Genomic DNA, 15,326 nt, shown 5'->3' with positions numbered 1-15,326 from the left:
TCTTGCTTAGACAGATCATCAACGCTGATATATTACAGTGCGTCTGCTTTCAACTGCTCCGCTTTGTCGGTACGCTCCCAAGGCAAATCGATATCCGTACGGCCAAAATGTCCGTAGGCTGCCGTTTGCTTGTAAATCGGGCGACGCAGGTCGAGCATTTTGATAATGCCTGCAGGGCGCAGGTCGAAGTTTTTGCGAACGATTTCGACCAGCTTCTCTTCGCTCACTGTACCTGTACCGAATGTATCGACGGAGATCGATACCGGCTTAGCCACACCAATTGCGTAGGCAAGCTGTACTTCGCACTTGTCGGCAAGACCTGCGGCAACAATGTTCTTCGCAACATAGCGTGCTGCATATGCGCCGGAGCGGTCAACTTTCGTCGGATCTTTACCGGAGAAAGCGCCGCCGCCGTGACGAGCGTAACCGCCGTACGTATCGACGATAATTTTACGGCCTGTGAGACCTGCATCCCCTTGTGGTCCACCGATAACGAAACGCCCCGTCGGGTTGATGAAGTATTTGGTATCGGCATCGATCAAGTGCTCCGGTACAACCGGCTTGATGACATGCTCTTTAATGTCAGCTTGAATTCGCTCCAGCGTAATTTCTTCCGCATGCTGGGTAGAAACGACAATCGTGTCGACACGAACCGGCTTTGCTCCATCGTATTCGACAGTAACTTGCGTTTTACCATCCGGACGGAGGTAGCCAAGCGTACCGTTCTTGCGAACTTCGGACAAGCGGCGGGACAATTGGTGAGAAAGAGAAATCGGCAATGGCATCAATTCAGGAGTTTCATTGACTGCAAAACCGAACATCATCCCTTGGTCGCCCGCTCCGATCGCTTCGATCTGATCGTCCGACATTTGACCTTCGCGTGCTTCGAGGGCTTGGTCTACCCCTTGTGCGATGTCAGGCGACTGCTCATTTAAGGAAACAAGCACGGCGCAAGTGGACGAGTCAAAACCATACTTAGCTCGCGTATAGCCAATATCTTTAATCGTTTGACGTGCGATCGATTGGATATCGACAAACTCCGAACGGCTTGAAATTTCACCGATCACAAGCACTAAACCTGTAGCAACGGAAACTTCGCACGCAACACGCGCGTTAGGGTCATTAGCAAGAAAAGCATCCAGAACGGAGTCGGATATTTGGTCGCAAATTTTATCCGGATGACCTTCGGTAACGGACTCGGATGTAAACAAGCGACGACCGGTTGAATTGGACATTAGAACAACCTCCTACTGCTAGTATTAATTAATGAATAAGTCTACATGCAAAAAATTAACCTTTTCCGAGTGGAAAAGGTTTCTTTAATGTTTACCTTCATTCTGTATGTTACTGGATTTGTCCAACACTGTCAATGAATTCGGGACTTGTTCAAAAAAATTAACAATTAGTGCTTTAAATTGTTTCCAGCTAGAGTCCGAACAACGTTTCCTCGGCCTTTTTAATTAGGCGGGAAGTAATCGTTCCCCCGACAGCGCCTGCATCACGAGATGCGATATGCCCCCAATAATCCTCTTTCACTTGTTGGGACGGAATTGAACCAAGCTCTGTCGCAAACTCCACATTCATGCTCGCCATCTGTTTACCTACCGGTAGCCCCAGTTCGGCCGCAATTTCATACTTCAGAATATCCAACGCTTTTCCGCTCTCCGGTACGACCTTCTTGTTTGTTTTCGACATAATCGAAAGCCTCCTTCATCGGGATGTGGGTTTAGTATGACCGATCCGAAGGAAGTCAAACGTATAAATGATTGGTCGCAAGGGTAAAATTATGGAGTAGCTTTTGTACCGTCGGCGTTTAAGATGGAATAGCTTCCGCGTACCATGACGAATATGTCTTGTTTGTTTTTAGGGTCCGGCTTAATTCCCCGTCCTTCGCGTGGAACAATAAGCAAATGATTCAGCTCGACCGGTGCACCATTCGTAATATCTTTACCTATGGTAACGTCAGCGATACCGCTTTCATCGGAGCTGGTGACGAGTACTTTGCCGCTTCGAACAATGATTTCGGTGCCTGAGCCGCCATAGAGAGCTTGCGATTGCTGGAGTTCAACGATAGTGAGGTTAGTCGTAGATGGAGCAGGTTGAGCAGAAGGATCCGGCGCTTTACCGCCGCTGCTTGTATGATTCGCAAGGACCTCTGTAATTTTCTTCTCGATTTGTTGATCGAAGTAGCTTTTGGTAATGACAGGATCGTTGACTGAGCCTGGTGTTACTGCCGTGTCAGAACTGCTGGCATTGGCTATGTATATGGTGCTCGTGCAGATCAGGACCATACAAAGCATTAACTTTTTCTTGAACGTGTTCAACATATATAATCACCTCTGGATAGGTTCTTAAAATAAAAGAGACCCTTTCGGGTCTCTCTTATTGCTTACTTAGCAGTACATCAATTAGTGAGTAACAGTAACCGTAGTCGTTACAGACTTCGTACCAGTTGTTGCTTTCAAGATGAACTTATCAACATTACCTGTGTAAGTAATAGTTCCTTGAGCATCAACAGATACCGTACCAGTACCTTCTACATCACTGGAGTTAATTGTGTAGATAACGCCAGTGAATTGCTTGAAGTTAAAGATCTCATCTTTTGTGTACTCATTGCCATAGTTGTCTACAACTTTCAGATCCATCAAGTCATAAGCTTTCGTTGCCGTTAGATCACTACTTGCAACTTTAACTTTGGAGTTACCAGCTGTAAGAGTTGCAACAGATACTGCATCAGTTTTAGTGTTCACATTAAGAACCACATCTTTGGTTTCGCCTTTAACTGTTTTGTATGCAACAGTGATTTGAGCGCTGCCCGCTTTATTACCGATAGCCATAGCTTTGCCGTCTCTGTAAACTGCTTGAACAACGGAGTTATTCGAAGAGCTTACGTCTAAAATGCGGCCGGATGGGATTGCAACATCGTTACCGGATTTGTCTTTAGCCGTAACTTTGATTTCGCGTGCAAGAGCGTTCTTGAGAACATCTGTGCCTTCGCCATAGTATTTTGCATCAACCAGCTTGCTGTCAATTAATGCAAAAAGATCTGGGATAGCAGCAACTGTGTAGTTCAAATCAGTTGTGCTCGGAAGAACTTCAACTTCATTTTCTACTTTTTTCAGTTCGTTAGTAAGCGTGCCATCGGCTGCTTTACCAAACAATTGAACGACCAATTTTGTTTTTCGAGCAGATGCGCCTGGATCTTTAGCTGTCAACTTAATTTCTTTACCGTTGAAGCTTTCGAAGTTATCAGAAGCGATATCTCCAAGTGCCACTCCGCTAATATCTACATAAGTCGAATCTGTAACGTTAGCGAAGCTGACTTTCAATTTGAAATCACCTTTGTTGCTATCCAAAGCGTCAAGTTTTTCGCCGTATTGGTCACGTACTTCCCACTTAACAGTGGACTCGCCGCCTGCAACAGCTTTATGTTTCGGCTCGCTGCTTACAAGTTTAATTGTTTCAGCTTTACGAATATCTTGTACTGTGTATTGTTGTTGTTTGCTCACTTGAACATTCGCTGTGTAGATTCCGAGGTTGATATAGACGGAACCGCCTTTAGCAGATGTAACTTCAGTAAGTCTGATTTTACCTTTGTGCTCACCGGATTGAACGATAGCGTCGTTACCGTTGCCCAAAGCGCCTGTTGGAATTGTAGCACCCGATACGGAAATCGAGAAACGTTTGTTTTTAGCGTTTTCTACGATGTCCTCAGTCGACAATTTGTTACCGTCTGCATCGTAAGCAATAATTGGGATGTATTTATCTTTATCGCCAACTGCCAACGAACCAGTGAAGGTGTCAAAATCAACATTGGTAGCAATTTTGGAAGATTTAACGGCAATTGTTGTTGTAGCAGAAGCTGCGCCAACATAAACAGTTGCTGTGTAATCGCCAGCTTTGTCAATGTTTTTGGACATGCTGATTTTCAAAACGTCTTTCTTCTCAGTGTCTGCTTTTTCAAACTTCAGTGCGTCATCGCTCCATGGAGTAATGATGACGTCAGCTTTCATGCGATCAACTACTGCACTATCCAGCTTGGTATTGTCAAGCTTGATGATATCGCCGTATTGGTCGTATCTAGTTACCGGAATTTCAGCAACATCGCCTTGTTCAGTCAAAGAAGTTTTCGTACCGGAATATTTAACAGTACCCAACTCGATTTTTTGTACCAAAGGCTCTGTACCAATTTTGAATGTTTTTTGAGCAGAAATCGAAGATTGAGTCAAGAAAATGTTAACCGGAATTACGTCCAACTCACTTGTGTACGTAGCGTCAGCGCCAGCATTTGGTTTGTTGTAGGTATCCAATTCGATTTCAAGGAACCCAGTGTCTTCATTTCTTTTTACAGTAACAGCTTGACCTGCAGCATATGCAGTGTAGCTACCGCCGCTGATCTCAGCATTTTCACCGTATTGGTTTTCTGCTTTGATTTTAACGGTTACGCTCTTTGACTTAGCGATTTTTTCACTTGGGTTAACGAAGCTCAATTTCACGAGTTTCTCGTCTTCTGCAGTGAACTCTGCAGTTGTTTTGTCAACAGCTGCTGCATCCAGACCGGAAAGAGCTACGGAGTAAGAACCAGCCGAGATTTTAACATCAGTCAAAGTCAGGACTGCGGATTTTTTATCTTCGGAGAACTTAGTTGTTGTAGCAAGTGCAACATTACCTTTTTTCAGCGATACTTGAGCTTTGTCAGTATCAACTGGTTTGTTGAAGTTTACAGTAACTTGTCTAACGCCAGTTGCTTTAGCTTCAGTTACGCTAACTTTACCAGCTGGAACGTATTGTTTGTCAGCAGCGTAGGAAGACAACACGAGCAAGTCACGAGTAGCTGCGGAAGTACCACCGAAAGTACCGTCTTCGCCGCTAGTCAAGATTTTTTTCTCGATTGCTACTGCAACGTAACCTTTAGCCCAGTCGGAAACTGTTTTGTCGCTTACGCCAGCGCTTGCTTTTGCTTCAGCTTCCCAACCAAGACCGCGGACCAGGAAAGTTGCGAGTTCTTGTTTAGTAACTTCGCCAGCAGGATTGTATTCACCAGGTGCATAACCGTCAGTCAAGCCAGCAGCTTTCAAAGCTTCGATGTAAGGAAGAGCGTAGCCGTTAGCTGGGTCTTCTGCTTTAACATCGCTGAAGCTGGAAGTTTTCAAGGAAGTGTCAACTTCCAGATCAAAGATCAAAGCTGCTACTTTAGCGAATTGAGCGCGGTTCATTTTGTCTTTCAGACCAAATGTTTTTTCGCCCACGCCGTCGAAGATGCCGCCAGAGATCATTGCATCGAAAATTACTTTTTGTTCAGCTGTCAGATCTTTCAGATCGTCAAAGTCAGCAGATGTTTTCTTAGCTTCAGCTTCAGCGCCGAACGCAACGGAAGAAAACATCGAGAATGCCATAGCCAAGGACAAAATTGCAGATAAACTTTTTTTCATAACCTTTTTTTCTCCTCCTCGAATATCTTTCGGTTGTTGAGAGTTTTCTTTAGATAAATTATAGCTCATTTCCCTCATTAGCCGATTCACCCCCTTCCCAGAGTTTAGAGCAAAAATGATTTTAACTTAGTTAAGTCTGCAACGTATAAGTTTGCAGAAACTAGTAAACACTAATAATGTCCCTACTTAGAGACTCGCATGCCATTTAACATTATACACTGACATGCTACCAAAGGTAAAGAGCAAATTTTGTGAATATTATCCAATGTTTAATGCTCTTTCCTTGTTCCTTGCGTGATTCACTGTATTAAACGCAAGGTTTTTTAAAAAGTTGCGCCTCTCGAAAAACTTTTTTTGTTTTTCTGTCGTTTTTTTAACCCGCAAGCTTCGCTTCACTTTTATCTATCATTTCGTGTGCCGCTCACTTACGAAACTTAGTATATCGCGATATATCACTTTCGTCATTACTTAGTATTTTCCATACACCATACTCATTGGACATCCCTTGTATGTAACGAAACTATCTTCGTCTGCAGCAGCTGCTTGCAGCGAAGATAGTTTCTTGTCGTGATTTCTTATTTCGGGAATTTCTTTTGCTGCTGCAGGACACGATAAGCGATAGTTGCAGCTTGCGCTCTGGTGATGTTGGAGCCAGCGTCAAAGCGGACTGTTTGTTTGCTTTGTCCCTCAAGCAAATCATTCGGAATTCCGTCCATCAATTTTGCTTTCGTGATAGCTTCAATAGCCGGAACAAACTCAGGATCCGTAATGTTAACCCCGTCGGTATAAGCTTTCTGAAGCGCTTGGGACGCTTTCGTGAGATCGGAGTTCATTTTCAAATCCGCCGCTCTTGCGATCATCAGAGCCGCTTGCGCCCGCGTTAGCGATTGGTCATGCCCGAAGATATTGCCGGCTTGGCCACGAATAATACCTGCACGGGCAGCCGCTTCAATATGCTTAAAGTCATACAGGCCAAAGCCGCTTCTCAAGTCGCTGCCGCGCGGAACATCGATAAACATGCCGTTATAAGTGCGATCCCCGGTATCGACACGTGTATCCGGGTTTTCTAACGGCAGATCGAAGATATTAACGAGCATCTGCACGAATTCGCCCCGGGAAATAAACTCATCCGGCAAGAAACGGTTCGGTTCCGTATCCTTGCTGCGCATAATGCCTTTGGAATACAAAGCTTCAATATAAAGCTTCGCCCAGTGTTTGTTCGTAGCCGTATCCAGATCGCCAAAACCATTGTCCATGTACATGACCTGGAAGTAGCCGAATGAATCGATCGGAACGGTAATCGTGTTGTTCTTCGGATTCACGACGCCGCCGATATTGCGCCATTCTCCGTTTGGTCTTGAAGGCGTGAGACTCCCATTCAAATTCTCAAATACATTATATTGATACACGGTGAGATAACGCCATGCATCGTCACGGATTACGGCATCGTATTTCAGAGTAAGCGTACCCGGTTTGCTTGGAACGACTAAATAATTGATATCGCGATTCTGGAATTGACCTACACTTGAATTAATGTCGGACGGTTCCGTCGGCAAACGGCCGCCGCCCTTGGTCAAAGCTTGCGTCATAAGCGCTTCTTTGTTTGGATCGCCGTCGGCAATATTCTCAATCGTACCGGCATCGATCCAGAAACGTTTACTTGCCGGTCTGAACCGTCCTGTCGTTTCATTCAAGAAATCTTTGAACGCCGGTGTTTCTGTTTTCTCGACACGTCCGTCAACCGTGCTGGCAATCGCAAACAGAAGGCTCCGCTCGGATGTAATGAACTTATCATTACGATCGTTACGAATCAGTTTCGTGTCTTTAGGGAACGTTAAGCTGACATCCCCCTCGAATACTTTAAACGAAGTGCCCATTTTCGCTTTGTATTGCAGACCTTCAATAGCTGTATTCGTATTGTTCAACACGATAGAACCCGCCTGTTGATTCGTACCGCGTACGACAGTGAATTTAATTTCGTTTTTGCCTGCTTTTAAATTTGTCACTTCATAACGGAACACGCCCGGATATGCCTTTTGCTCCAGCGCCTCTTCTTTGCCGACGAGAACTTGTGTTGCTTTCTCCGCATAAATCAGAAGCGTCTGATAGTTTTTGTTGATATTCAGCTGCGCCTTGCCGTCCGAGTTTTTAATCAATACAAGGTCTTGGAAGCCCGTAGAATTGCCCAGCGATAACGGATCAATGATGCGGTAAGGCTGCGGTTCCTTCGTAATACGAATTTGCTGCTTCACTTCGGACCCGCTTGCAGCCTTGACTCTCAAATTGAATATAAACTCCCCGTAGGTATCTGCAGGAAAGGTGTAATCGTTCACGCGCACATCGTCATACGCAGGATCTCCATTCGCCGGAGTTACGGTCGTAATGGTTTTGGCTATCGCTATTTCCGTCGACTTGCCCGGCAGCTGTACGGTTACATCAATGACAGCATTGTGGGACAACCCGTTCGTGACACGACCGATCAAATCAATCTGCGTAGCTGTCGTAATGTAGCTCTGAGCGTTCTTGACGAAGCGCGGATCGCTCACATTGTAGTCCAGATCGAACAAGGTAATGGTAGGACCGTTATCGGAAATAATGAAAAATTCGTATTTGAATGTAACCTCTTGACCATTGACCTTCACTTTGAACGTCAATGTCTTTTTACCGTCGGTGTTGAGCACGTTGTTGACGTTCAATCCCGCCCCGGAAATTCGGAACGTTTCAATGTCAGCCGGGCTGTTCGGATAGTCTATCGTTAACGGCTCTCCATTAAGGGTCGCCTCCATCGTTGCCGAGGCTTTATTAATAATACGTCCGGAAATACACACCTGCCCCAGCATAGCCGCGGCCGTACATTTCAGTTGATCCTTACCTGTAATCACCATACCGTTATAAACGTTGTCCAAGAGCAGCAACGGCGAAGAGGAGATTTGCAGATTATAGGTTTTCGTCGAAGCCAGTCTTGGTGCCGAGCATGTGACGTCCGCGCACGGAACAACTTCCAGAAGAGCGGATCCGTCCGGAATTCCTTGTAATGTCACCGTCATCTCCCCGGTATGAGTCGCCGGTGCAGCCGGAGTTACAGCAGTAACCGGATAGATGCCGCCTGTATTGGCTGTGGCCGCGTCCATATCGTCATACGGCTGGCCGTTGATTTTCACCAGGACACCCGCCGAGTTGTTGGTCAGGACCTTCAATTTTGCTGGAAATCGGGTGATTTGCGTGAATCCGTTCGGCTTGTTCAGCGCAACCGTCTTCGTCGCATCTACAAACAATTGCACGTCTTGATTAATATACGGTTGGTCTTTATCAACAAAATCGAAAAAGAACTGTCTTTTAAAAGAAGGAAGACGGTTATCGGCATCGACATAATTAACCTCAAAAATCTGGTTGGAGCTTCCTGTCGCGACAGGCAACTGTACGGTTATATCATGAATGGAAAAATCGGGGCCATCCGGCGTCTCCGAATGAAACGTGTTCACACCCGCCGTATCATTGTTCAAATCGGGATCGGTCCCCGTACTGGTAAACCCGTTCGACGCAAAATCATAACGGACAGTATATTTCCCTGCCGTACCGGATATGTACAAATCGGCATACTCGTATTGGTATACAGACGTTGTTACATTGGACTTCAGCTTCAAACGAAGTTCGACGTCACTGACGTTGTTGGTTTCAATCGTCGGACGATAGAGCAGCTCTAACGGGGAGGTGGCTGCGCCCAATCCTTTAATGACTGCGTCATATGGATAGGCCTTGCCGTCATCATATAAGAACTTGCGAGTTAACGAGTACGTATTGTTGCCTTGCTTCGAAACAAAAGTAAGCTCGTTATTACCGGCTTCCAGATTCATGTCGCTGATCCGCCCGGTATTAAAATAAAAAGTAAATTTGTTGCGCGAAAAGCTGGCCGGATAATACGCCGTACCATTCAAATAAACGACGATTTCATCGGCATTCGTCGCTGTACCTGTGATGGCCTCAAGCGTACCGGCTCTCTTCACCGTTGAGTTGTCGTTAAGCTGTTGATCGTTCAATTTCAGGTCACTGATCGACAAGGCCGCCGAGAAGTTCGCCCACCCTGGTACGGATGTATATCCGAAGGAATCGTGTTTCATCTCGATTTTATTCAAGCCTTGCGACAGCATAATATTATTAAATGTAATTTCGCTGCCGTTTTGAACGGGTTTAATGGCTTTGTCTTCCGTTACCTTCTTCGTTGTCGTATTCGTAATCCGAAGGTAAATGCCTGCGACTTGGTTATCCGGTATTCCGGCAATAGTGGCGCTCACCGTGACGGGATTCGTCGTAAACGTATCCACCGTAGCCGCCGAGCTTGGGGTATCGTCAGTCGCCGATACCGGAGCCGACACGTTATTCAAATTTGAGATGGTGATGGAAACCGCAGCCGCACTTACCGAAAGAGGCGTCCAGAGCGTTAGCAGCATGGCGAAAATAAGTAATGCGGATAACGCACGGTTGTTCTGGCATTTCAAGTTGATCTCCTCCTTGCTTGCTTATGGTTATGTTGGTTATTCAAAGCATGGGTACGTAATAACGAACGTCTGAGCAGTTCCGAAAGTGCCTCCTTCCAACGCATTTCTACATGGTTAGACACACTAACCCTGTATAAAGTCTCATGTACCTTACTTATCGGTTAAAGAAGTAGAAAAATTTAGGTTTGCACTGAAATTCCAACTACAAAAAAATCCCAGGCCGCGGAAGGCCTGGGATTCGCTAAGGAATTAAAATTAATTATTTCGAGATTTCGTATTCAATTGCATTGTCTTCATGGCTTTGTTCAAGAACTGAAGTACCGGCTTCTTTGTCTTACTAATAATCCCTATCGCTTCCGCGCCTAACACCAAGATACACAGAAGCACAGTGACGAGCAATACCGTTCCCCACAGCGTTTGCTGCTGGGACATATAAGAAAGCAGTACCGCCGACGTTCCGAACACTAGGGAGATCCCGTAAATGATCAGCACCGTTGTGCGATGACTGAATCCTAACTGCAGCAGGCAGTGATGCAAATGACTTTTGTCCGCGACAGAAATGGGCAGGTTATTCACCCAGCGACGCATAATGGCAAAGAACGTATCGGACAATGGCACGCCAAGAATCATGATCGGTACAAGCAGTGAAACGACCGTCGCTTGCTTAAAGCCCAGAACGGACAACGTAGCTAGCGTAAACCCGAGGAACAACGCGCCGGAATCGCCCATGAAAATTTTTGCCGGATGGAAGTTGTAGAACAAGAATCCCCCGATGCTTCCTAGCAAGACCGCACACAGCAAGACCACGGTCACATTCCCCATCATCAAGGCGAGTACAAGTATCGTGCAGGTTGCGATTCCCGATACGCCGGCGGACAAACCGTCCAGACCGTCAATGAGATTGATCGCATTGGTCACGCCAACGATCCAGAAGATCGTTAACGGCACCGCCAACCATTCGAGCGAAATAACACCGTCGCCGAACGGCACGTTGACAAGATCGATTACAACGCCGGAATAAACGACAACGCTTGCGGCCAAAATTTGTCCGAGCAGCTTAAGCTTTGGCGATAAATCAAAGCGGTCGTCCAACGCTCCGATCACGACGACGATCGCTCCACCCACCAACAGGCCAAAAACGACGTCCGATTTCAGCGCGTCCATCGCAGGCGATACAACGAAGTAAGCGGCAACGAATGCGATGAAAATCGCCAGTCCGCCCAAACGCGGCATGATACGGCTATGTACCTTGCGGTGATTCGGCGCATCGACGGCTCCTACCCAAAAGGCAAATCGTTTCACCAGCGGTGTCATCAGCAGCGCGATCAGCATAGCTACGGCAAAACCGATTACGTATAACCAAGTCATTTGTATGGTCACAACCCCTTTTTCTATGAAAACCCCAAACACTTCAAATTATACTCGTGCGGCCGGAGAAACTCCATACGCATTTTTTGTGAATTTGGGCGTTTTCAGGATGTTTTCATAGCTTATTCAAGGTTTCTGCACCGTTTCCTTCTCGCGAATCACTTTCAGAGCGAATTTCGGCAGAACAAGCATCCTTTTGTACCGCCACGGCTCCTGCAGTAAGCGATAAAACCATTCGAGGCGCAGCTTTTGGAAGAAGACCGGCGCCCGCTTCAACTTCCCGGACAAGACGTCAAAGCTTCCGCCGACGCCCATAATGACCGGAACGCCCAACTCTTCTTTGTGCTGCGCGATCCATGGCTCCTGTTTATCCGCCGAACGTCCGACGAGCAGGATGTCGGGAGAGAGCGCCCGAATCGCCTCGATAACGCGGCTGTCCTCTTTTTCACCAAAATACCCGTCCCTGAAGCCTACCAACTGCAGAGCCGGATACAGCTGCTTCAAACGATTGGCCGCCGCCTCTATAATATCCGGAGAAGCCCCGACCATATATACTTTCCAGCCGCGGGTTTCGCCTAATTTCATGAGCTCATGCATCAGGTCGTAACCCGCCACGCGCTCAGCCACCGGATTGCCCACATACCCTGCGGCCCATACAACGCCCGCTCCGTCCGGAACGACAAGCTCGGCTTGCTTCATCATCGTCATATAACGCGGGTCTTCCAGTGCGGTCATGACCATGATCGGATTCGCGGTAATAATTTGATGCGGCTTGCCCGTCTCAATGATCTTCGTTAAGTAGGCGACCGTTTCCTTCATATTCATCTTAGAGATCGGCACGCCGAATATGGTCACTTTGGGAAAACTCATACGTTCCCACGTCCTTTCGCATAAAATGCAGCGATTCGTTCAGCCGGACGTTGGGCTTCTTGTTTCAAGCGCTCGATCGCTGGCTGCTTCTCCCGCCGCCAGGCCTCGCGCTCCGATAAAAGGCGAAGCATCTCCGCGGCTAAAGCGTCCGCGTTCGGTTGTTTCGTATTCGCGGCCGATTTCATACCGAGTCGATTCAGGAACTGATCGATCTTCGGATCGTAGGACAGCCCGACCATCGGGACGGACCGGCCTGCCGCATAAATCAAGGCGTGCAGCCTCATACCGAGAAGTATGTCGCAGGAGGCCACTTCCGCCAGCATATCCTGCGGATGCGTGACATTCCGGACAACCGAAATCCGGTGTTTATAGATTTCCCCTAGAAGGTCTTGCACATACAAGGAGGCTTGTTCGTCCGCCGGCAGATGGAACGGCAGAAAACGAATGCTGGCCCCGCTTCGCTCCAACACCGTTCTAAGCGCATCCGCTGCCGCGTGCAGCTCGGATCGGTCTTCGTTCCAGAATCGGACGGAAACGCCAATTACAGGATTCGCAGCGAGCGACCTGGTTTCAGTCGGTTGCCCGCCGCCGCGAAGCGACAGCCCCATAACCGGATCCGGTACGACATCGACGCTGGACGCGCTAATTCCCATCCGGCCAAGCAGTGCTTTGGACTCCTCATCCCTCACGGTGATCGCCTCGGAACGCCGGAAAGCGGAACGAATCCAGCCATAGAACAGCTTGCGGTGAACCGGTCCGATGCCTTGCGCGTAAATAAACACAGGTTTGCCCAGCCACTGGGCCAGTCGGATAACGGCGATATAGTAAGGGATCGTCTTCGGACTCGTTTCATCCTGCAGCAAGCTTCCGCCGCCGCTAATGAGTCCATCGGCGCTGCGCAAAGCCCCCCAGACGTCACGAATCCTCATACGGTGGACGGCTTCCACGCCGTATGTGTTCGAGGTCCATTCCGGATTGACGGACAAAACGACAGGGGTCAGGCGCACACCCTGTCGTTCTCCTTGTTCCTGCAAAGCAAGCAAAATCGATTGAAGCACCGCTTCGTCGCCACTGTTGTTAAATCCGTAGTAGCCGGATATTACGATTCGTTTAACCGGGGTACCCAACGACGCCAACTCCTTACAACAATCTCCCAAACCGCGATCAGAACGAGCCCGATCAAGGTGCCGAACGCAAGCCCGTATACGACACGGATGGAGGAAATGACAAGCGGTGTATGCAGATGCGCGAACGTATCGACGATCGACGCTTGTCCGATGACTCCAATCATGATCAGAATCAACGCGTTCCTGTATTTATAGCTTAAATAAGCGCCTAATAAGAAGAGCGGATGCGCGATCAGGAATTCCTTGGTACGCGGACGCACGCCCAGCGTGTTCTCCAGGAACGAGCGGAAGTATCGCTCGAAGGCCGACGCCTGGCCTTCATTCCCGGTCCGGGATAAGTAATAAAATCCGGCCGCAGCCACCAGCGCGGCGGCGATGATCCACAGCACGCTGATATGTTTGGATAACAGTGCCCGAGTCCGCTTGATTCGTTCCCTGTAATTCATCGGTTCCAGGAAGAGCAGCCAGTAAATGCCCACGATAGCGATTGGCGCCAGATGAAGCAGGCTGACTCCGCGGAATTGTTCCAGTACAAGCATATACGTAATTTGGTTAAGCAAGCCGACGATAAACAACAGCCCGATAACCGAGATAAGCGACGAGCGCAGCAGCAGTCCTATCGCAAAACCCAGACGCGACCCTACCGGCTTCTCCCGCCGGCGCCGGGCCGCTTGGAGTGCGAACATGATGGCCAGCGAAGACGCACACGTTCCGGCCCCCAGCGCCAAGGCTTGTGCAAACAAGCTTGAGCTCAGCACGAACAGTCCGGCCGATCCGATCATGCCAAGCACAAATACCGCTAAGGCAATCTCCGGAATAAAATACGATATCGTAAGCGCAATAAGCGCGACCGCTCCAAGCCACAAGAGAAGCTTGGCCACCGTCTGCCAACTCGAGTGGACGAGCTGGAAGCTCTGCGCCGTTCCGAATTTATACCCGGCGGCCTCTATGCGCGGAAGCGCGCCGTCTTCTTGCCTGTCGAGCGCCTGATACATGGCATCCAGAGGATTGACGATCTTGCCTTTCTCAGCACTCTTCACGGCTCGCGCATTTAGAAAGATCATGCGAATGTTGCGATCCTTCACAGCCAGGACCAACCGGTCAGCTACGCCTTGAATCCGTCCGTCCATCTCTTCCGGCGTAATGTTCTCGGTCAGCTTGGTCGAGTCCGTTTCTGTAAAGGAGTGCAGACGGACGACATTGTGATGAATACGCTTCGCCAGTCCATTAAAGCCCTTTTGCGGCGTCTTCTGCATTTCAATGGCGGCTAAACCGATGCGATGTTTGCGCATCATCTCGCCCATTTTATCCAAATTCACCGTATCTTCCGCACTGACAAAGCCAGGAACCGCATCCCCGTCTACGATAAACCACTTGACGCCGAGCTTCTGAAGCTCGCCCAGCAGCTTGTCCATCGGGTTCGTTTGGAAAGGCCGGCGATTCGACATCCGAACGACTAACGAGAACCCTTGATCTTTCAACTTCTTCATCGTGGTCAAGTCCGGGTCCATCGTTTGCATGAGCGCTTCTTCCATGCCCATCTCAATGATCATGCCCGGTTGATTCTTGTAGCTCCACGGACGAAGCTTCACATTCTGCGCACTGAACGCTTCCGTGATGGTTTGCTGCAGCTGCCCGACCGATTCCTTCTCCGTGAATAAAATGTACGTAAAATTCTCATTCGGAGAAATCGGCGTTTGGGTCAGCGCAGTCGCTTCGTGGGAAGAGAATACTTCGATACGGCGGCCCAGCTTCAGCTCGTTCAATGTCGATTCATACACCGCAAGCGAGCGAACGCCATGCTGCCCAAGAAGCTTTAATTGTTCTTCGATAAACCTGCGGGGATCGGGCTGCGTATCGGATATTTCAAGCAAATCCCGATAGTCGAAGACGACTTCTACATTTCGTCCTGATCCCTGCTCCGTCTGATGTCGTTCATACGCCACGGGAAGGGAGGCCAGCATCCCGAGGATGACCAGCCACCACAAACCTTTCATCGCCAGTTGATTGAATCGCAAATACCTTTCCTTCAC

At 48.3% G+C, this 15,326-nt stretch carries 9 protein-coding genes; all 9 read right to left on the bottom strand.

What is annotated here, in order from left to right; genetic code table 11:
* Positions 1-32: 32 nt before the first annotated feature.
* The 9 genes from metK to ACZ439_RS13905 all read right to left on the bottom strand — a co-directional run bounded on the left by metK (position 33) and on the right by ACZ439_RS13905 (position 15,326).
* Entirely contained in the window at positions 33-1,235 is a 1,203-nt protein-coding gene (gene metK, locus ACZ439_RS13945; protein ID WP_054796299.1) for a methionine adenosyltransferase, read from the bottom strand.
* Positions 1,236-1,425: 190 nt separating this feature from the next.
* Entirely contained in the window at positions 1,426-1,695 is a 270-nt protein-coding gene (locus ACZ439_RS13940) for an alpha/beta-type small acid-soluble spore protein (RefSeq protein ID WP_054799369.1), read from the bottom strand.
* Between the two features lie 89 nt (positions 1,696-1,784).
* Positions 1,785-2,327, bottom strand: a complete 543-nt coding sequence (locus ACZ439_RS13935; protein WP_464619793.1) for a hypothetical protein — start codon at positions 2,325-2,327, stop codon at positions 1,785-1,787.
* Positions 2,328-2,408: 81 nt separating this feature from the next.
* Entirely contained in the window at positions 2,409-5,510 is a 3,102-nt protein-coding gene (locus ACZ439_RS13930) for an S-layer homology domain-containing protein (RefSeq protein WP_464619792.1), read from the bottom strand.
* Between the two features lie 497 nt (positions 5,511-6,007).
* On the bottom strand, positions 6,008-9,928 hold the full coding sequence (locus ACZ439_RS13925) for an S-layer homology domain-containing protein (protein ID WP_464619791.1): 3,921 nt from the start codon (positions 9,926-9,928) through the stop codon (positions 6,008-6,010).
* Positions 9,929-10,183: 255 nt separating this feature from the next.
* The gene (locus ACZ439_RS13920) at positions 10,184-11,296 is read right to left on the bottom strand and encodes an MraY family glycosyltransferase (protein WP_054796286.1); all 1,113 of its coding nucleotides are present in this window, start codon (positions 11,294-11,296) and stop codon (positions 10,184-10,186) included.
* A 126-nt stretch (positions 11,297-11,422) separates the two neighbouring features.
* A complete protein-coding gene (locus ACZ439_RS13915) occupies positions 11,423-12,166 on the bottom strand; it encodes a WecB/TagA/CpsF family glycosyltransferase (protein ID WP_141335943.1) in 744 nt (247 codons plus the stop codon).
* A complete protein-coding gene (gene csaB, locus ACZ439_RS13910; protein ID WP_127609038.1) occupies positions 12,163-13,293 on the bottom strand; it encodes a polysaccharide pyruvyl transferase CsaB in 1,131 nt (376 codons plus the stop codon). The genes ACZ439_RS13915 and csaB overlap by 4 nt, the downstream gene beginning before the upstream one ends.
* On the bottom strand, positions 13,266-15,326 hold the full coding sequence (locus ACZ439_RS13905; RefSeq protein WP_054796285.1) for a DUF5693 family protein: 2,061 nt from the start codon (positions 15,324-15,326) through the stop codon (positions 13,266-13,268). The genes csaB and ACZ439_RS13905 overlap by 28 nt, the downstream gene beginning before the upstream one ends.

This window comes from Paenibacillus sp. JCM 9796 (genome assembly GCF_055379675.1).
This window is presented reverse-complemented; position numbering and strand designations above follow the sequence as displayed.

Coding starts and splice junctions, on each gene's coding strand:
- ACZ439_RS13930 (WP_464619792.1), bottom strand. CDS start 5,510: ATGAGGGAAATGAGCTATAATTTATCTAAAGAAAACTCTCAACAACCG.
- ACZ439_RS13915 (WP_141335943.1), bottom strand. CDS start 12,166: ATGAGTTTTCCCAAAGTGACCATATTCGGCGTGCCGATCTCTAAGATG.
- ACZ439_RS13940 (WP_054799369.1), bottom strand. CDS start 1,695: ATGTCGAAAACAAACAAGAAGGTCGTACCGGAGAGCGGAAAAGCGTTG.
- metK (WP_054796299.1), bottom strand. CDS start 1,235: ATGTCCAATTCAACCGGTCGTCGCTTGTTTACATCCGAGTCCGTTACC.
- ACZ439_RS13920 (WP_054796286.1), bottom strand. CDS start 11,296: ATGACTTGGTTATACGTAATCGGTTTTGCCGTAGCTATGCTGATCGCG.
- ACZ439_RS13935 (WP_464619793.1), bottom strand. CDS start 2,327: ATGTTGAACACGTTCAAGAAAAAGTTAATGCTTTGTATGGTCCTGATC.